Annotated in this window: 18 protein-coding genes; 7 read left to right on the top strand and 11 right to left on the bottom strand. The window is 31.7% G+C overall.

Features of this window, described 5'->3' with window-relative positions:
- Positions 1-38: 38 nt before the first annotated feature.
- Positions 39-1868 (bottom strand): potassium transporter KimA, encoded by a 1830-nt coding sequence (kimA, locus tag Q4528_RS00450; protein WP_046467049.1) that lies wholly within the window; start codon positions 1866-1868, stop codon positions 39-41.
- Positions 1869-2121: 253 nt separating this feature from the next.
- Between kimA and Q4528_RS00455 the strand changes: the two genes are divergently transcribed.
- Together Q4528_RS00455 and yidC are read left to right on the top strand one after the other, a co-directional pair.
- A complete protein-coding gene (locus Q4528_RS00455; RefSeq protein WP_046467048.1) occupies positions 2122-3621 on the top strand; it encodes a serine hydrolase FLP in 1500 nt (499 codons plus the stop codon).
- Between the two features lie 151 nt (positions 3622-3772).
- Entirely contained in the window at positions 3773-4585 is an 813-nt protein-coding gene (gene yidC / locus Q4528_RS00460; RefSeq protein ID WP_017637578.1) for a membrane protein insertase YidC, read from the top strand.
- A gap of 75 nt (positions 4586-4660) precedes the next feature.
- On the opposite strand, the gene Q4528_RS00465 is transcribed toward yidC, so the two are convergent.
- The 4 genes from Q4528_RS00465 to Q4528_RS00480 form a co-directional block, all read right to left on the bottom strand.
- Positions 4661-5512, bottom strand: a complete 852-nt coding sequence (locus Q4528_RS00465; protein WP_029056142.1) for an NAD-dependent epimerase/dehydratase family protein — start codon at positions 5510-5512, stop codon at positions 4661-4663.
- A 41-nt stretch (positions 5513-5553) separates the two neighbouring features.
- The gene (locus Q4528_RS00470) at positions 5554-6027 is read right to left on the bottom strand and encodes a DUF1440 domain-containing protein (RefSeq protein WP_029056141.1); all 474 of its coding nucleotides are present in this window, start codon (positions 6025-6027) and stop codon (positions 5554-5556) included.
- A 171-nt stretch (positions 6028-6198) separates the two neighbouring features.
- Positions 6199-7131, bottom strand: a complete 933-nt coding sequence (locus Q4528_RS00475; RefSeq protein WP_017637576.1) for a 2-dehydropantoate 2-reductase — start codon at positions 7129-7131, stop codon at positions 6199-6201.
- Positions 7132-7295: 164 nt separating this feature from the next.
- A complete protein-coding gene (locus Q4528_RS00480) occupies positions 7296-8699 on the bottom strand; it encodes an MFS transporter (RefSeq protein ID WP_046467047.1) in 1404 nt (467 codons plus the stop codon).
- A 590-nt stretch (positions 8700-9289) separates the two neighbouring features.
- Between Q4528_RS00480 and lrgA the strand changes: the two genes are divergently transcribed.
- Together lrgA and lrgB are read left to right on the top strand one after the other, a co-directional pair.
- Positions 9290-9736: an antiholin-like murein hydrolase modulator LrgA gene (lrgA, locus tag Q4528_RS00485; protein ID WP_046467046.1), complete on the top strand. Its 447-nt coding sequence runs from the start codon at positions 9290-9292 to the stop codon at positions 9734-9736.
- Positions 9737-9738: 2 nt separating this feature from the next.
- Positions 9739-10440, top strand: a complete 702-nt coding sequence (gene lrgB, locus Q4528_RS00490) for an antiholin-like protein LrgB (RefSeq protein WP_017637573.1) — start codon at positions 9739-9741, stop codon at positions 10438-10440.
- Positions 10441-10515: 75 nt separating this feature from the next.
- Here the strand turns inward: lrgB and Q4528_RS00495 are convergent, their stop codons facing one another.
- The 4 genes from Q4528_RS00495 to Q4528_RS00510 are packed head-to-tail and all read right to left on the bottom strand — an operon-like array spanning position 10516 to position 14092.
- Complete coding sequence (locus tag Q4528_RS00495; protein ID WP_017637572.1) at positions 10516-11205, bottom strand: ABC transporter permease; 690 nt, start codon at positions 11203-11205, stop codon at positions 10516-10518.
- Positions 11206-11207: 2 nt separating this feature from the next.
- Positions 11208-12161, bottom strand: a complete 954-nt coding sequence (locus Q4528_RS00500; RefSeq protein WP_017637571.1) for an osmoprotectant ABC transporter substrate-binding protein — start codon at positions 12159-12161, stop codon at positions 11208-11210.
- A 21-nt stretch (positions 12162-12182) separates the two neighbouring features.
- The gene (locus tag Q4528_RS00505; RefSeq protein ID WP_029056137.1) at positions 12183-12818 is read right to left on the bottom strand and encodes an ABC transporter permease; all 636 of its coding nucleotides are present in this window, start codon (positions 12816-12818) and stop codon (positions 12183-12185) included.
- The gene (locus tag Q4528_RS00510) at positions 12818-14092 is read right to left on the bottom strand and encodes a betaine/proline/choline family ABC transporter ATP-binding protein (protein WP_046467043.1); all 1275 of its coding nucleotides are present in this window, start codon (positions 14090-14092) and stop codon (positions 12818-12820) included. Before Q4528_RS00510 ends, Q4528_RS00505 begins: the two co-directional genes overlap by 1 nt.
- 494 nt (positions 14093-14586) lie before the next feature.
- Here Q4528_RS00510 and Q4528_RS00515 point away from each other — a divergent pair, with 494 nt between their 5' ends.
- Positions 14587-15366 (top strand): (S)-acetoin forming diacetyl reductase, encoded by a 780-nt coding sequence (locus Q4528_RS00515; RefSeq protein WP_046467042.1) that lies wholly within the window; start codon positions 14587-14589, stop codon positions 15364-15366.
- An 87-nt stretch (positions 15367-15453) separates the two neighbouring features.
- Here Q4528_RS00515 and Q4528_RS00520 read toward each other — a convergent pair whose 3' ends face one another.
- Complete coding sequence (locus Q4528_RS00520) at positions 15454-16056, bottom strand: YdeI/OmpD-associated family protein (protein WP_017637567.1); 603 nt, start codon at positions 16054-16056, stop codon at positions 15454-15456.
- A gap of 178 nt (positions 16057-16234) precedes the next feature.
- On the opposite strand from Q4528_RS00520, the gene Q4528_RS00525 reads away from it, so the two are divergent.
- Positions 16235-17935, top strand: a complete 1701-nt coding sequence (locus tag Q4528_RS00525) for an APC family permease (RefSeq protein WP_017637566.1) — start codon at positions 16235-16237, stop codon at positions 17933-17935.
- 122 nt (positions 17936-18057) lie between these two features.
- Positions 18058-19413, top strand: coding sequence for a carboxylesterase family protein (locus Q4528_RS00530; RefSeq protein WP_046467041.1), 1356 nt, complete (start codon positions 18058-18060; stop codon positions 19411-19413).
- Between the two features lie 43 nt (positions 19414-19456).
- On the opposite strand, the gene Q4528_RS00535 is transcribed toward Q4528_RS00530, so the two are convergent.
- Entirely contained in the window at positions 19457-20626 is a 1170-nt protein-coding gene (locus Q4528_RS00535; protein ID WP_046467040.1) for an MFS transporter, read from the bottom strand.
- Positions 20627-20665 lie beyond the last annotated feature (39 nt).

Here is a 20665-nt window from a genome sequence, read left to right on the forward strand (position 1 = left end):
TATTCACTTATCTGAATATCAGTCATTGTGGTTTTTAATTATTTTTTAAGTTTAAATGGAATTGTACAGAGGATGACGTTTTTCTGATAAATCAAATGCATTTTTAAGCGTAAGCTTGTTTGGTTGTGTAATAGATGATGCCATGGTTTCTTAGGTATAAATTCTGGCACAACAACCGTGATTAAATAATTTTGATTTTCTGCTTTACGGTGAATTTTATCGATAAATCTAGAAATCGGTCGTATAATACTTCTGTATTCGGAGTGTAAAATAATAAGCCGTACATCTGGATAATGTTGTTTCCATTTTTCTTGAAATGCTTTTTCATCCTCATCACCAAATGATACATGCACTGCAATCACATCATTATTAGCTAACATTTGAGCGTAATAAATAGATTTGTCTACTACAGTCGTAATACTCATAATAGGTACAATGGCTAAACTACGATCTACAACTGGTACATCGTATACATCTTTATCTGATCGCAATTGTTCAGCGACATTACGATAATGCATTTTAATTCTTACAAAGATTGATACAAAGAATGGTAAGAACAATAATATTGGCCAGACATGTGTAAATTTAGTAATTAAAAATATCATAAATACAACAAATGTAATTGTTCCACCTAGTGTATTGATTGCTAGTTTCGCTTGCCAACCCTTTGGTCTCTCTCTAAACCATTTTAATACCATACCAAATTGTGCCAGTGTGAATGGAATAAATACACCTACTGCATATAATGGAATAAGATTTTCAGTTTTACCTTTGAATAAAATAATTAATATAATAGCAAAAATTCCTAATACTAAAATTGAATTAGAATAACCTAATCGGTCACCTCTGACTGTAAACATTCTAGGCATATACTTATCTTTTGACATAGACGCAGCTAACATTGGAAATGCAGTAAAACCTGTATTAGCAGCCAATACTAAAATCATTACAGTTGTTGCTTGTACAAAATAAAAGGCCACATTATCACCAAAAATTTGTGATGCTAATTGTGATAATACTGTCGTTTCAGTTTGCGGCATGACACCATAAACATAAGCTAATCCTACGATACCAACTAAAAGGAATGCTAAAATACTTCCCATTGTTACTAATGTTTTGACTGCGTTTTTAGCAGCTGGATCTTTAAAATTTGTAACAGCATTTGAAATAGCCTCTACCCCTGTTAAAGAAGAAGCCCCTGAAGAAAATGCTTTTAATAGTAAAAAGAGTGTTACACCATGTACTGATGTTCCAATTGACGATTGCATATGTGGTTGTATATCACCAGTAGCAACACGCCATGTACCTATCACTATTAACACAACTAATCCTATGATAAATAAATATACTGGGTAAGATAATAAAGTCGCTGATTCAGTTAACCCTCTTAAGTTCAATATCAAAATAAACAAAACTAATAGACAAGCTATTAATACCTTATGATGATATAAACCTGGAAATGCAGCTACAAATGCATCGGCTCCAGAAGAAATACTTACAGCTACGGTTAAAATGTAGTCAACCAGTAAGGAACCTCCAGCAAGTAATCCCCACTTCTCGCCTAAATTCGTTTTTGACACCATATATGCTCCGCCACCTTTAGGGTATGCATATATAATTTGTCTATACGATAATATAAGTGCTGCTAATAAAATCAATACACCTGCAGCAATTGGTAATGTATACCATGAAGCGACTGCCCCAACGACTGATAACGTAATTAGTATTTGCTCCGGCCCATATGCAACAGAAGATAAGGCATCTGATGATAATATCGCTAGTGCTTTGAATTTAGTAATCTTTTCATTTTTTAAGTCCCTATTCTTTTTAGGACGCCCAATTAAAAGTCTTTTAATTTGATTAAACATAACTCCAATACCTCTTTGTATGTTGATGGATAAACTATACTCCCAACACAGTCAGTTGTATAGATTCTCCCTTAATATTTTTAAGGTCTATATACAACTTAATTGTTATATTACACTTTTATTTATGTGTATTCTAATGATTAACCATTTTGATTGCAAGCACTTTAACTCGCTAAAATATTTCTAAACCTGCTATAATAAATTACACTTAATAAAACTTTATGCAACATATTTTAAAAAGGGAACTCTAACTATGAAAAAAAGGCCATTTATCATCACTCTCATTTTTACGATAGTTATACTTATAATCGTTATTATTACGAAACATTTTTTAGCTTATAATAAAAGCGAAACATTACTAACGAAATCATCACAAAACTTTATTGATACAATTGTACAATCAGACATGAAAGCTGGAGATATTCCAGGTGCTTCAATTTTAATAGTGAAAGATAATAAAGTCTTTTTAAATAAAGGATATGGCTATGCAAATGTTGAAAAGAAAATAAAAGCAAAACCAACAACAAAATATGAAATTGCTTCTAATACAAAAGCTTTTACAGGATATGCCATATTAGATTTAGCACATAAAGGAAAGCTTCATCTCAACGATAAAGTATCCAAATATATACCTGGATTCTATATGACATATAATGATAAAAAATATGATATCACTATCAAGCAACTTCTGGGGCAAAAGAGTGGCATTCCTTCGAACATTACTAGTGAGGATCAAACCGAGCAATATGGTGATTCAATCAACAATTTAGTTAATAGTATCAAAGGAAAAGAATTAAATCATAAACCTGGAGATACATTTGAATATTCAAATATGAATTACGATGTATTGGGGTTAGTTATACAAAATGTTTCTAAGGAATCTTATCAAACCTATATTACAGAGAATATTTTAAAACCGCTTCATATGAATCAAACATCATTTAAAACTACAAATACAAAGCATAAAAATGAAGCAGTTGGCTATGAACAAGCCAGTGGAGTTATTAAACAAAGTGCTCCATCGTTCAATATTGGAGATACACCTTCAGCTTATTTAATGTCGAATACTAGAGATTTAGAACATTGGGTTAAAATGCAATTATCACCTTCTAACAAAACAAAACGTATTGTTAATCAATCACATCAAACTATCAATGAATCAAGAGGTGAAGATAATGCAAATGGTTATGCTGCAGGTTGGTTTACCAATTCAAATAATAATTATGTATATCATATTGGAACGCTAGATAACTATTCCTCAATTATATTACTCAATCCTAAGAAGTCGTACGGTATCGTTATTTTAGCAAATTTAAAATCTACCAAAGTATCACAACTAGCAGATCACTTGAATGCACAAGTCATGAACCATAAACATTATACGACTATCGAAACTAAGATAGAACAAGCGTATGACATAAATATTGTTATTACTATTTTATCGGCATTAGGTATTTTAATTAGCTTATATTTTATTTTTAAACGTTTATTTGCTATCAAAAATGGCTTATATAAAGTTCAAAGAAGTAAAGCTTCTCTCTATGCCTTTATAGCATTAATGTTGGTATTCGTATTAATCAGTGTAGCTATTTATTTAATTCCTTATTTTGTATTAGGAAATAATAGTTGGTCATTTGTGATGACATGGTTACCTACCCACGCCAAATTTGCACTGTTTAGCTTTTACGGTTGTGTTATTTCAATAACTATTTTACTCACTATTATTATTTTAAGTAAAAAATCCTATAAATAAGTGACACACTTACGTTCAAATAGTTAACAGTTACGAATAATTTGATAAAACGCCCTCTTATTTCTGTTATATTAAACATAAAATATTTGTGTTATTGCAAAAAGTTCATACCTTTACACGAAAGCTATATTTTATAAAGAGGAAGTCATTTATGGCCAAACGTATATCAATATTATTAGTTGTAGTTTTATTTTTAACAGGTTGCGATTATTCAAAATCTGACAATCGTGCTGGTGTTTTTTATAATACATTCGTCCAACCTATGGATAAGTTACTGCATTTATTAGGTAGATTATTTAACGAGAACTATGGGCTAGCTATCATAACAATAGTACTCATTGTACGTTTTATTCTATTACCATTTATGCTTATTCAAGTTAAAAATATGCATATCATGCGAGAAAAAACGAAAGTAGTTCAACCACAAATAGATAAAATTAGAGAAAAAATTAAAAATGCATCTTCTCAAGAAGAGCGTAATGCAGCTAATCAATTATTAATGAAAAAGTATAAACAATACGGTATTAATCCATTTAAAAATGTCGTTGGTTGTTTACCAATCGTGATACAAATTCCTATATTAATGGGACTATATATGAGTTTGAAATATCCCAGTAGTGATGGTATTACTAAATATCCACATTTTTTATGGTTTAATTTAACAGAGCCGAATATTGTGATGACTTTGATTGCTGCTTTAATGTATTTTATTCAGCCATTAGTCAATTCTATTCATTATCCTAAAAAAGAACGCAAAACCTATTATGTCATGATGGTGTTATCTCCTATATTTATTACTTATGCATCTTTAACATCTGCATCTGCTTTAGGCCTATATTGGTCTATAAGTGCTGCATTTTTAATTATTCAAATGCATTTTGCCCATCGTCATTATTCAAAAGTAGGACAATTAGAAGCTGAACAACTTAGAAAGTCATTAAACACTAAAAATGATAACCATTAAATAACTAATCAAAAAATAAAAGCGACTTAATGTCACCTATATAAAAGGTAACATTAAGTCGCTTATTTTAAATTACTATTTGATAGGATTCATACCATCTTTCCAAGTTGAATAAATTAATTTACCACCTTGGGCTTTGAATTTATCATTTGTGATACCACGTTCAAATGGTTGTGCTGGTTGAATATCAATTTCAGGATCAACATTTAATTGTTGTTTATACCATTCAGCGAAGTCAGAACCTTTAACTGGTTCGTCATCAGCAACGTTATAAATACCATTATCAAAGTTTAACGCCTGAATTGATGTTTCAACTGCATCATCAAGATGAACAAATGAAGTAACGCCATCTGACAATGTTACTTTACCATCGATAAATTGATTATAAATCATTCCGTCTTTTCCATACCAAGTACCTGGTCCGTATAACCAACCAAATCTTAATACGACATATTCGTCCATGCGAGATGTTTCTTCTTCAAGACCAATAACACCATCAACTGTAATTTTACGATCACCTGTTGAATCTAAATCTAATGATGTTTCTTCAGTTGCAAGACCTTCACCTGCTTCATAAACGAAACCAATACTTTGTGCAATGACTTTTTTCACATCATATTTTTGAGCAGCATCAATTAAATTTTTTGATCCTTCAACACGTACTTTAGTATTCGCAGACATATCAACATTTTTTAAATCTGTGATTTGATTGATAATGATTTCTGGACGGAAATCTGCAATAGCACTATCAATAGTATCGTATTTTAGAATATCTCCAATATATGCTTTTACATTAGATGATTCTAATTTTTCTTTACCATTTTCAGATGTAGTAAATCCAGCTACATCATGTCCTTCTTCGATTAATCTTTTAGTTAATTTTGTTCCGATTAAACCTGTCGCTCCAGTTACAAAAATTTTACTCATATTCTCACCTTTTCTTTATTTTTTCTATTAGGGGGATATTTTTACTTGTTAGATGAGTGTACAAAATCTATCGTATTCATCCAAATAATATGCCCAAGTAATTCAGATAATCTTTCTTCTTTAGGTAAATCTTCCACTTTTGGTGTCAACGATAATTTAGGTAATAAGTATTCATGGAATGCTATATTAACTATTATGCCAAAAATAGAACCGTTTAAAGCTTTCACTTGTGGACACTTCTCAGCAATCAATGTATAGCTTATTGCATTTACAATGGAAAAGCCATAATGCACACCCATAATTGTTAAAGGTATGTCATTTCCGTTGTAGTGATAAGTAGCATTTTTAATGTTTTCGGGTAAGCCAAGTTGATTCAACAATGTCATTGGTGGCGGTTCTTCATCACGTTCAGGTGTTCTAGGTGGCATTAATGCTTCCCAACCCATTTTGACAGCTCCACCTAAGAAACCACCAACAATACCAGTTATTAATACATTTTTATATGAAATATTCATATATGCATCTCCTTAATTCAACATTTTAATTTATTTACCCTATCATGATATTTTAAGTCATTCATCATCAATTATTTCAATAATTGATATATTTACTATTGATTTAAATCCTAAAAAATAAGCTTATAAGCAAAAATTTCTATACGCTTATAAGCTTAAAATATACTTCATCTATTGTGCGTCTAATTTATTTTCTTTAGCATGAATAAGATTAGCAACAAATTGATTTACTGGTGCATCAATACCGTTCTCAACACCTAATTTAGCTACAGCACCATTAATATAATCTATTTCTGTTTTGCGATGATTATTAATTAAATCTTGATACATCGAAGGGAAATGAGGGCCGACTTTGTCATTGAGATCGATTAGATATTCAAATATTTCATCTAGATTTAAATGAACATTATCAATGGTTGCTACATGTACAATTTCCTGGGTAATTTTATAAATAAGATTTTTCGCATCGTTACTTTCATTTAATGAAGACATTTTGCATTCTAAAATCGTGCATAATGCATTCGCTGTTCCATTAACACAAATTTTCTTCCAGATTGACTGGTGCAAATCTTCACTTAAAGTGCCATTTAAGCCGGCTTGATTTAATATTTCAACAATGGTTTGAGCATTATCCATCCCTTCTGGCACAAGTCCACCTACTTCAACTGGTCCGCTTCCCATCAAGTGGGTACAACCTGGACTTTCTATTCCTGCTGTCCAAGTTGTTACACCTCTTACAATTTGCGATGTTTTAACATATTGTTCAATTAAACGTTCATGTTTCAAACCATTCATAGTACAAACAACAATAGACGTTTCACTTAAATGCGGTTTGATATAATCTAGGACATCTTTTAGTTGCATCGATTTTGGAAATAAAAATACTATATCATAAACATCATTATTAGGTATGTCTTCATGACTATACATTGGTATGTCTAAATGACAACGTTCTCCATTTATATCAATATGCAAGCCATTGGTTTGAATTGCTTTAACATGAGTCATCCAACTATCAATTAATGTCACATCAAAACCTTGTTGAAATAGTTTAGCACCAAATCCACATCCTAAAGCACCTGAACCTGCAATAGCAATCTTCATTCAAATCCCTCATTCCATGATAAAGTTAAACTTAAAATACTATTTAATTGCTTTAACGTCAACGTGAATAGCAAAATCTTCATAATTTTCTAACATTAATGAGTATAAATAAAGATCGAGACATGCTTTTTGTCTCGACCTTAATAATAACGTTTATTCTATTCTTATAAATTTGTTTGTTTCTTAGGTACTAATAATAAAATGGCAAAGAATGCAATTAGTGCGATGACAGCATTTAATACAACGCCCATAAAGCCACCTAATGCCATATTCATTTGCGAAGCAAAAGTACCATATATTGTTCCCGATATAGCTACGCCAAATGCATTGCCTAAAGAAGAAGCCATTTTATAAACCCCTGAAGCAACACCTACTTTATCATCAGGGGCTTGTGCAACAGCTGTATCAGTTGATGGTGTCGCATAAATACCAAGTCCTGTACCAAATAATAAATATCCGATAACACTTGAAGTAATGTACCAAGGTTCTGGTAAGAAAGTTAAAGATAGTAAGACTAATCCAATAGCTGTTATACCACTACCCATTAATAATGGTCGTTTCGGACCTAGCGCTTGAAGAATCTTCTCACCTACACGAATCATAATTAATACAGCGATTAAATATGTAAGAGAAATTACACCTGTTTGAGATTCATTAAAATCAAGTTGCTGCTGGTAATAAGTGTTTACTACGATTAGCGTACCACCTGCAACACCATTTAACATAAAGTTAGAAACAGTAGCTCCACTGTACCCTTTATTAGCAAATAAGCTAAAGTCTACTAAAGGATATTTAATTTTATTTTCGTACATAATAAATCCTATTAGTGAAACAAAAAATACTACGATTAAACTTATAATAATTGGTGAAAATAATCCTAATTTAGAAGATTGTGTAATAATAACGTTAATACTTAACATACAAATAATTAGTATTATTAAGCCAACAATATCAAATTTCTTTGCTTCACCATTTTTAGTGATTACTGGTTCTGCTTTCGTTTCTGGAGTGTGTTTAATTAAATACATAGACAATAATGTCAATACAATTGATACAATAAAGATGGTTCTCCAACCAAAGTGTGTGGACATTAGACCACCAAATAGCGTACAAATACCACTACCACCCCAAGATCCAATTGACCAATAACTTAATGCTCTTTGTCTTGCAGTTCCAATATAATATTCGTTAATAATAGCTAAGGTTGCAGGCATAATACATGCTGCTGATAAACCTTGAAATATTCTACCTGCAATTAAAAAAGGTATTAACGGTGTAATAATAATTAATAAAGACCCAATAATATTTAATATTAAGCCAATGTATGCAACTTTTACGCGCCCATACTTATCTGCAAAATCACCAGCACCTACAATGAATAGTCCTGACATTAAGGCTGTTAAACTAACAGCTATATTAATAGTGCCAATATCACTTTTAAATGATGTTTGTAATGGCACAACTAAATTGACTAATGATTGTGCAAATAACCAGAAAGTAATAACACCTAAAATAATACCTAGAAGAAGCCTATTGTCTCCTTCAAACTCCTTTGAAGTTTTGTTCATAAAATATTAATTCCTCCTACAAAACACTTTCCATATTTTACTTACTCATTTTAAATCGATTTATGTAAAAGTTTTTACTTAAAAACAACTGCTTTCCCTTTTCTATTTCTCTATTTGCTTGATTACTTTTAGATCGATTTTATCAGTTTTTTACTATACCCTTTAATTTCTTTTAATATTTAGAATATTTGTATATATGAATACATATTTTACACCAATTACTTTTATTTTTCCATTACATCTTGAAGTATATATTTTTTAGTATTATCTTTAAAATAGGTAAGCGCTTACTATATAATAATAAATGAATTTGTCGAAACTTACTAAAAAATAAAAGGATAAATTTTTTGAAAATTGTCACGAAAACGACGAATTCAATGTACAAATTAATATGAATTATATTGTATAATTGCTCGTGAATTACTTCACAAAAGATTCGTTTGAACTTTGCAATTGATTTTTTTATTTTTTAAAACTAAATAACTTTATCTTTTAGTTTACGTTTTAAATTAGTAAGTGAATCCTATTTTTGACAAATCCAAACGTTCTTACCGAATCCATATACAAATAGAACAGGAGGAATGTATGTTATGGCTAACTCATCTTCTACAAAAGAAAGAGTTCAACATACATCTGGAAGAGTGTACAATTTCTTCCAACAAGCTTTAACAATTGCAGTTATTTTGTTTATCTCTAAGATTATTGAAGCATTCATGCCTATCCCAATGCCCGCTTCAGTAATTGGTTTAGTTTTATTATTTATCGCTTTATGTACTGGAATTGTTAAATTAGAACAAGTCGAAACAGTAGGAACTACTTTAACTAATAATATTAGTTTTTTATTCGTTCCAGCCGGCGTTTCAGTAATCAATTCATTACCTGTATTAAGTCAAAGTCCAATATTGATTATTTTATTAATCATTTTATCTACAATCTTTTTATTAATTTGTACTGGTTTCGCTTCTCAATTATTAGTGACAAAATCATTGTTCCCTAGTAAAGAGAAAAATGAAGAAACTAGTAGTATAGGAGGTTAATCATGGTAGAACATTTAGGTATTAATACTCCATATTTTGGTATTTTAGTTTCCCTTATTCCATTTGTAATTGCTACATATTTTTATAAAAAAACGAATGGATTTTTCTTACTTGCACCTTTATTCGTTAGTATGGTTGTAGGTATTGCTTTCTTAAAATTGACAGGAATTAGTTATGCAAACTATAAAATAGGTGGAGATATTATTAATTTCTTCTTAGAACCAGCTACGATTAGTTTTGCAATTCCTTTATATAAAAAGCGTGACGTATTAAAAAAATATTGGTTACAAATATTTGGTGGTATTGCTTTAGGTACTATCGTTGCACTTATTTTAATCTATCTAGTTGCAACTTTATTCCAATTCAGTAATCAAATTGTTGCTTCAATGTTACCTCAAGCTGCAACAACAGCAATCGCTTTACCTGTATCAGAAGGTATCGGTGGTATGAAAGAACTTACATCATTAGCAGTTATTTTAAATGCTGTAGTTATTTCTGCATTAGGTACTAAAATTGTAAGATGGTTCAAAATTTCAAACCCAATTGCACGTGGTCTTGCTTTAGGTACTAGTGGTCACACATTAGGTGTAGCTGCTGCTAAAGAATTGGGAGAAACTGAAGAATCTATGGGTAGTATTGCAGTTGTTATTGTAGGTGTTATTGTAGTAGCAATCGTACCTATTTTAGCGCCAATATTATTATAGGTTAAACGTAGTGGTAATTTAAAATTAATAGAACAAGGTCAGGGCTATGAAAGTAGTCCTGACCTTGTTCTATATTTATTTAATTTGTTGTGGTTGATGTTCAAATTTCTTTTTGTTTTTACGTGTTGGATCTAGTCGTTTTTCTAAGAAACGTAATCCTAAATCAATTAAAATAGCTATTAAAGCAATTGGTATCGCTCCTGCTAAAATGAATGTTGTACCGTCTGTTGAGTTAGTTCCACGAATAATAATATCACCAAGTGTTGGTGCACCAATGAATGACCCAATAGCAACAATACCGATTGCAACTACTAGTGCAATACGAATGCCACCTATAATCACTGATAAAGATAATGGTAACTCAATCATTCGTAATACTTGGTTTCTAGTCATTCCCATACCCTTACCAGCATCTTTAATATTTTCATCTACATCTACAATACCTGTATAAGTATTTTTAATAATTGGGAGTAGCGAATATAAGAAAACTGTTACAACAACAGTTGTTGGACCTAGTCCCATAGCTAACATCAAAATCGCAAGCATTGCTATGGCTGGTACTGTTTGAATAATATTAGCAATTGTAATAATAGGCCAAGCTAGTTTCTTATATCGAGCTATGACAATGCCTAATGGAATACCTATAATACAAGCAAACAGTACACCGTAAACTGACATTAATAAATGTTTAAAGAATAATTCCATAAGGTAGCCAAAGTTCAATGAATAATATTCAATAATAGATTGGAATAAATTACCTTTCATAATTATTGACCACCTTTCTTACTATTTTTGTCATCATCAAAATAGTTATGTTTTTTCAAGTATTCTTCTGCAATAATTGCAGGTTCTTTCCCTTTACCGTCAGCTTCATAATTTAACTTTTGCATTTCTTTAGTTGAAACTTTACCTTCTAACTTTTTCAAAGCTGTATCAATTTTTGGATTATCTTTAATCACTTTTTCTGTAGCCAATGGACTACCATCATATGGTGGGAAAAATTTACGATCATCTTTTAAAATTTTCAAATCGTAAGCTGCAATACGTCCATCAGTAGAATATCCCACAGCTACATCCAATTTTTTATTTTTTAGTGCATCATATACTAAACCTATTTGCATTGGTCGTGCACTTGCAAATTTAAATCCGTAATCTTTAACGAAGGCTGGATATCCATCTCCTGCTCTATTCATCCATTGTGTATCCATACCTAATTTCAAGTCGTTTTTATGTTTTTCTAAGTCTGAAACTTTTTCTAAATGGTATTTTTTAGCTGTTTCTTTTGTCACCATAAATGCGTACGTGTTCGCAAATCCTAATGAATTATAATATTTTTGATCATATTTTTTCTTGAAAAGCTTTTGTGATTCAGACATCGCTTTTTTAGGATCTTTTGTTGGTTTTGCATTTAACACACTAGTTAATTCTGTACCTGTGTATCTTACAGCTGACATATTAACGTCGCCGCGTTGCAATGCGTTATGTTGAATAATACTTGATCCTAAGTTCCCAATGATTGTCGGCTTGATTTTGCCTTTAGTTTCATGTTCAATCATTAGTTTCTCCATATTTGCAATAATCTTTGTTTCACTTGTTTCAGTAGTCGTGATTTTAACATCATTTTTTGAATTGCCGTCACCTAAACCTGGTAAACTACATCCAGATAATACTAAGAGGGACAAGGCAATAAGAATCACTGTATATTTAATATGTTTCTTCATATTGTTACATCCTCCCTTTTCTTATCTAGATACTTTTAATCCTTTAGGTACCGCCCATTTTTCAACTAATGATAATAGCATGTCGACAATTAATGCTAACAATGTAACTAAAATAGCTGCACTAATAATCATAGGTGGTTGATATAAATTTAATCCATTGAATACTAAGTCTCCTAGTCCACCAGCACCAACATAACTCGCTAAAGTAGCCCAGCTGATGACATAAACACTTGAAAGTCTAATGCCACTAATAATTAATGGTAAAGCTAGAGGCAATTGGACATCTTTCATTAATTGAAATTGTGTCATACCCATACTTTGTCCAGCTTGTATAACATTTTTGTCTATATTTTTGACACCTAAAACAGTATTATTCAAAATCGGTAATAATACATAAATAAATAATGCAACAATGGCAGGTGTCTTACCTACTCCGAAAATAGGTATCATAATGGCCAATACAGCTAAAGTCGGTATCGTTTGAAGTACGCCAGCTATCGTTAATACAACATTAGCAGTTTTAGTCGTTTTAGATAATAAGATGCCAACAGGAACAGCTACGACGATTGCAATTAATAAAGCAATGATAGAAATATAGAAATGTTCAATCGTCTTTGATACGAGCTGGCTTCCATATTCATTCAAAAATGCTTTCATTATCGTTCATCTCCCGCTTCATCCTTATTCATCTTGTTTATAGAAGATGTATTCACATGTTGATGAGTGTCGTCTTGAGTGTGAAGATTATTTAAAGATTCATTCCCATTTGAAATGTTTGTCTCATTGGGCTCTAAAGATTCTGACACTTCAGTATCACCGTCGCCCCAAATGGAGTCATATACGATATCAACTAAGTTTGCACGTGTGATAAGACCTATTAATTTATTGTCATTATCAACAACAGGTATGTTTCTCACATTACGTTTTAAAATAGTTCTAACTGAATCTTGTAATTTGGAATCAATATGTACTTTATAAATATCACGTTGCATTGTATCAATCAGTTCTTTTTTAGCTCTTAAACCCTGGTTAATATCTTCTATATCTAAGAAACCAAGTAGTTTGTCATGGCTATTCACCACAAATATGGTATCTACACGTCTCTCACGCATGATATTAACTGCATCATTCAATGAATCATCTGCATGAACAGTAACAGGTTTAATCATGGCACCTTCAACTGTTTTCATATTTGGTCTATCTTGGATCAATCTGTTTTGACCAATAAAGTCTTTAACGAAATCATTGGCTGGGTTTCTTAATATATTATCTGGCGTATCAAATTGCACAACTTTACCTTGTGACATGATGCAAATTTTATCTGCGAGTTTAATTGCTTCATCCATGTCATGTGTAACGAAAATAAATGTTTTACCTAATTTTCGTTGTAATTCTTTAACTAAATCTTGTAACGTATCTCGAGTAATCGGATCAAGCGCACCAAAAGGTTCATCCATTAAAATGATATCTTGTTCAGCAGCGAGTGCTCTCACTACGCCAATACGTTGTTGTTGTCCACCAGATAATTCAGCTGGATAGCGATCTAAATATTCAACTGGTAAATCAACAAGTTGAATTAACTCTTTTGCTTTTGCATCTTTCTTTTCTTTAGACCACTTTAATAATTTAGGTACTAATACAATATTTTCTCTAATTGTCATATGCGGCATTAAACCAATTTGTTGAATAACATAACCGATACTTCTTCTTAATTCCACGGGATTCATATGACGAACATCTTTGCCATTCATCTGGATTTCTCCATCAGTGGCCTCAATCATTCGGTTAATCATTCTTAATGCAGTTGTCTTACCACTACCACTCGTCCCAATAAATGCGATAAACTCTCCTGATTCAATATCAAGTGATAAATTATCAACTGCCTTTTTATTCCCAGAGTAAATCTTGGTTAAATTCTTAATACTTAACATGATTATTTTCCCCTTCCATTAAGTAAAAAATGGCGAATATCACTATACAATTTAAAAGACCAGCAGAACAGTTGTTAACTAATAAATAATATTGGTTGAACAAGCGTACGATGGTCTTTACCTTCAATGTTTAATTTTAAAAAGATGTCATTATGTTACTGCTATGTGTATAACATTGGCTTTAGGTTTCTATGTATGCATATTCGACAACGATATAAATATATACCCTATATAATTTTAATAAACATATTGCGTTTTTACAAAATTCATTTATTTAAACTTAACAAATTTATAAAGATATTCATAATTTTAATTTGAATTACAAAACGATAAACATTGTATTTCTAGCTTAAAATTATGAATTGTGAAAGTTATTTTAATAATTAATGACAATAAATCGAAAAGTATTTTTATGTTACACATTTATGAATACCTAATGTTCTTTTGTGATATTTTGAACTTGTATTAAAAAATAATAAAAAGAAGGGTTAAAAATGAATGAACAAAATAAAGTAGCAGTTGTAACTGGTGGCGCACAAGGTATTGGTTATCAAATTGCTAAACGTTTATTCTCAGATGGTTTTAAATTGGCTATTGTAGATTTCAATGGAGAAGGTGCAAATCAAGCAGCACATGCTCTATCACAAGATGATTCAAAAGTAATCGCAATCAAAGCTGATGTTTCAAATCGAGACGATGTATTCAATGCGATGAATCAAACAGTAGAACACTTTGGAGACTTACACGTACTAGTAAGTAATGCAGGTTTAGGTCCTATGACACCTATTGATTCTATTACCCCTGAAGACTTTGACAAAGTATATGGTGTCAATGTGAAAGGTGTACTATGGGGTATTCAAGCAGCACATGCTCAATTTAAACAGTTAGGTCATGGTGGTAAAATTATTAACGCCACATCACAAGCTGGCGTTGAAGGAAATGCAGGTTTATCACTTTATAGTAGTAGTAAATTTGCAGTGAGAGGTTTAACACAAGTTGCTGCGCGTGATTTGGCAAATGAATCTATCACAGTAAATGCGTATGCGCCAGGTATTGTCCATACACCAATGATGGAAGGCATAGCTAAAAAAACAGCTGAAGAAGCTGGCCAACCTGAATCTTGGGGATGGAAACAATTTACTGATCAAATTGCTTTAGGAAAACTATCCCAACCAGAAGATGTATCCAATGTTGTTAGCTTTTTAGCTGGTAAAGATTCAGACTATATTACTGGCCAAACAATCATCGTTGATGGTGGCATGAGATTCCATTAATAATCATTGGCATTGTTTAAACTCTTACTATATAAAAAGACTAAGCGAAGTTAGCAGTATATGATTACTGTTAGCTTCGCTTAGTTATTACTTATCATGCATACCTTTACCTTCAAGGATATGATTAATATATTTATCCACACGCTTTTGTCTAGTATCTGCGCGTTTTGCTTCTCCGATATGATGTAAATATTGTCGTTGTCTCCCAGGTGTTAATTGTTTAAATGCTTCTTTTAACTCTGGCATTTTATCAAATTGTTGTTGTAGTTCATCTGGAACTTCATAGTCCTCTGTTTTCTTTAATTTTACTTCTTTACCTGCTTTTTCAATGTCTATCGCTTGTTTCACATAATCAATAATTTCTTCTTTTCGTGATTGAATATCTTCTAATTTTTCAAATCGTAACTGTCTTGCAGATTGTACGTTTTTCGTTTGTTGAATTAGCGTGTTGTAACTGTCTTCTATTAATGCACCTTTGAAAAACATAACCGCAACATATTCTTTAAACCCGTGTATTAAAACAACGTTTTTATTATTAATTGTGTAACAAGGGTGCATCCATTTCATTGTTTCTTCTAAATCATCAAAATTTACAATGGTCTCTCTTAAATAATTGAATTCATCTTTCCATTGACTATCCTTTTTTAAAAATGCTTCCACATCAGCATTGATATTTTTTTGACTACTCATTTGTTTGCCCTACTTTCTACTTTTTCCAGTGATTTATTCACTATTATATACCAAAATATTTAAAACACTATTTTTATACATTTATACAAAAATTACAATATATGCATTTGACTAATATTTTAACTAGCGTATAATAATGGCGTAGTATTTTCAGAATATAAAAGAATGAGGAGTCAATATGGCAAATAAAAATGAAACAGAATCGAATAACAGCAAGATTAATCTGCCCCAATTAGTGTTACTCGGACTAGGATCATTAATTGGTTCAGGTTGGTTATTCGGTGCATGGGAAGCATCTTCTGTTGCAGGCCCAGCAGCTATCATTTCTTGGATTATTGGATTCGTAGTTATAGGAACAATTGCTTATAACTACATAGAAATTGGAACTATGTTCCCACAATCGGGTGGTATGAGTAACTATGCTCAATATACACATGGTTCACTACTTGGTTTCATAGCCGCTTGGGCAAACTGGGTATCACTAGTAACGATTATCCCTATTGAAGCAGTATCTGCTGTTCAATATATGAGTTCTTGGCCTTGGGATTGGGCTAAGCCAATGAGTGCCTTAATGAAAGACGGTTCGATAAGTACTTCTGGTTTATTCGCCGTTTATGCTATTATTATCATCTTTTCATTATTAAACTATTGGTCAGTAAAATTACTAACTTCATTTACTAGCTTAATTTCATTCTTTAAATTAGGTGTACCATTATTAACAATTATCATGTTAATGGTATCTGGATTTGACACTGGTAATTATGGTCATTCTGTAGGTACATTCATGCCATACGGAAGTGCACCAATATTTGCTGCGACTACAATGTCTGGTATTATCTTCTCATTTAATGCATTCCAAACAATCATTAATATGGGATCAGAAATCAAGAGTCCTGAAAAAAATATCGCACGTGGTATTGCAATTTCATTAACTATTAGTGCTGTACTATATGTTATTTTACAAAGTACATTTATCACTTCAATGCCACAATCAATGATTCATGAACATGGTTGGAGCGGTATTAACTTTAACTCTCCATTCGCTGATATGGCTATTTTATTAGGATTAAATTGGTTAGCTATTTTACTTTATATTGAAGCTGTAGTATCACCATTTGGTACTGGTGTATCATTTGTTGCTGTAACTGGTCGTGTGTTACGTGCAATGGAAAAAAATGGTCACATTCCTAAATTCTTAGGAAAAATGAATGAAAAATATAAAATCCCACGTGTTGCAATTGTCTTTAATGCTATTATCAGTATGGTAATGGTGACATTATTCCGCGATTGGGGTACACTAGCAGCCGTTATTTCAACTGCAACATTAGTTGCTTATTTAACAGGTCCAACAACAGTTATCGCATTACGTAAAATGGGACCTAAGATGACGCGTCCATTCAGAGCTAGAATTTTAAAATTCATGGCACCACTGTCATTCGTACTTGCTTCATTAGCTATTTATTGGGCTATGTGGCCAACGACTGCAGAAGTTATTTTAATCATTATTTTAGGTTTACCAATTTATTTCTTCTATGAATATAAAATGAATTGGAAAAACACTAAAAAACAAATCGGCGGAAGTTTATGGATTATCATTTACCTAATTGTACTTTCTTTCCTATCATTTATCGGTAGTAAAGAGTTCAAAGGTTTAAACTGGATTCATTATCCATGGGATTTCTTAGTTATCATTATTGTTGCCCTTATTTTCTATCAATTAGGTGCAATTAGTTCATTCGAAAGTGTCTATTTCAGACGCGCTAAGAAAATGAACAGCAATATGGGTGATAAACTTAAGAAACGTAAACGTCGTGAAAGACGCGAAAAAATCGCCGAAAAACGTCAAGAACAACAAGAAGAGCAAGAACAAAATAAATAATATATTGAAAACTGCTAATGACTAAAAATAGTCTTTAGCAGTTTTTTGTATGTTGTTAGAAGTTATCAATCATTTATTATATAGTGAATATATAGTACGAATTGAGAGGACGAGTGGTGTGTATGGTGAACGTGAAAACAAGCAATGGAGAAATTAATGGTATTCATAAAGATGGTATAGATACATTTCTTGGTATTCCGTATGCCACCTTGTCTAATGGACGTTTTAATCATTCTAAAGTTTATAAACAATGGTCTGAAGCTATACATGCAACACATGTTCAAAGTATTCCTCCTCAACCTTATAATCAACTTGAAGACTTTTTCTCAAATGATGATGACTACCATTTCAATCAATTTTCTCAACATGAAGAGTGTCTATATTTGAATATATGGCGACAGCATCACCATTCTGAATCACGTCCAGTTATTATTTATTTTTACGGTGGAGGCTTTATCAATGGTCATGCTAATGCCGAATTATACTCTCCTAAAAATGTTGTAAAACAAGAAGATGTCATTGTCATCACTTTTAACTATCGTTTAGGTGCATGGGGATTTTTAGATTGGTCTTATATCAATTCTAATTATGATTTAAATAATGGCTTATCTGATCAACTAAATGTTTTAAAATGGGTTCACCAAAACATTGAAGATTTCGGCGGTGATCCTAACAATGTCACATTAATGGGACAATCAGCAGGAAGTATGAGCATTATGGCTTTAATGCAATTACCTCATACTTATCCATACTTCCATAAAGTAATGTTGCTAAGTGGCATCTTAAACTTAGATAGCCCAACAATAGGGTATGATAAAGCTCAAAGATTTAGTAACTTAATCTCAAAACAATATCCTAATGTCTCAATAGATGCATTATCGACTGACGATATATTAAATATCATGATGTTAGATCAAACATCGCGAGGTAATTCAAAAGGATTGGAATTAATATATGCACCCATTCAAACAGCTGATATGGACTTTAATAATGCTAACTTTTCAAAACCCATCTTCGTTTCATATACGAAAAATGAAGGTGATATTTATATAAAAAATGAATCACGCAAACTAACTCCCGAACGATTTGTTGAAGCCATGTCATTTAATAAAGTTAATATCGATTCGACGGAAGCGATATCTGCCAAACAGCAATCAGATTGTATTACTAAGTATATTTTTCAACAGCCAGTACATCGTTTCTTAAATGACATGAAACATAACCCAAATATATGGTTAGCTTGTTTCCAGTGGCATCGTACTGATAGTAAGTACTATAAAAGTGCATATCATATTTTAGATATGATTTTTTGGTTTGGTAACTTGAATATTTTAAAAGCGCATCAATTATCTGTTACACAGCATGAAACAAAGTTAAGCTCGAAAATGATACATGATTTATGTTACTTTGCTACACACAGTAAAATGCCTTGGCCCCCTTATAATGAAGACAATAAAAGACCATTTAAATACAAATAAAAGCGTCTCCTCTTTTGGGAGACGCTTTTGTTTACTTAAAAATTTAATTTTTAGCAAAATGATTATTTTTTAATGCTATAGTAACAATTAAACCTAAAAATCCAATGAATGCACTCGTATAAGTCACAAAGTGAACTGACATATTTGATACAACGAGTCCACCTATAATGCCACCCATTCCTATTCCGGCATTCAAACTAGACATGTTCCAACTCATCACTTGACTTGTGTCGCCTTCAACTTGTTCGATAAGACCACTTTGTACGGCAGGATTAGTACTCCATTGCATAATATTCCATACAAATAAACCAATTAATAACATAATAGTACCTGATAATATGAAGTTCAAAATAAGCATCATTACAATAAATATCGTAATTGAAATAATCAACCAACGCTTACTTGTCCATTTATCAGCAAAAATACCACCTAATGATGTACCAATGACACCAGCAACACCATTAATTAATAATGCGAGTGATACAAATGACATTTCGTGACCATTTGATAATATAAGTGGATTAATATATACAAATGTGACTGAGTTTGCAACTAAAATCAAGAATGTAATTGTTATAAATTTAGCAACTTCACCAGGACGTAATACTTTTGATATGACTTTATTGCTATGATTAGTGTTTGAGTTATTAGTATGACTTAATTCATTCTCTTTAGGTAGGAAAAACATCATTAAAATTCCTACAATAACACTGATAACAACTATAAATACAAATGTAAATCGCCAACCTACCATATCACCTATTAATGTTCCTACAGGCACTCCAAACACATTTGCTCCGCTAAAACCTGAATAAACGATTCCTATCATTTTCCCTCGATTTTTAGCTGGCGTTAACATTGCAGTGAGCGCTAGTACTTTAACAATAATTAATGAGGCCGCTGCAGATGAAAGAATTCGACCTATAACTAATATCGTGAAATTAGGTGCGACTGCTATAATTAAATTCCCTATAATAAAAGCAATTAAGGTCCATAACAGGACTGATTTAGCTTTAAAACGTTGTGTTACTTTAACAAGTATTGGCCCACAAATCGCAAAGGTTAAAGCATATAAAGTCACTAGTTGACCTATTACGGCTTCTGATACATGTAAGTCCTGACTCATTAAATTCATAATTCCAGCTACCATCATCTCAACCATTCCAACGATAAATACACTGAATATGAAGGTGATGATACGCATCAACGACATAATATATCCCCCTTCCCTATAAAAATACAATATTTGTAG

The organism is Staphylococcus pasteuri (assembly GCF_030547725.1).
Taxonomy (GTDB): Bacteria; Bacillota; Bacilli; order Staphylococcales; family Staphylococcaceae; genus Staphylococcus; species Staphylococcus pasteuri.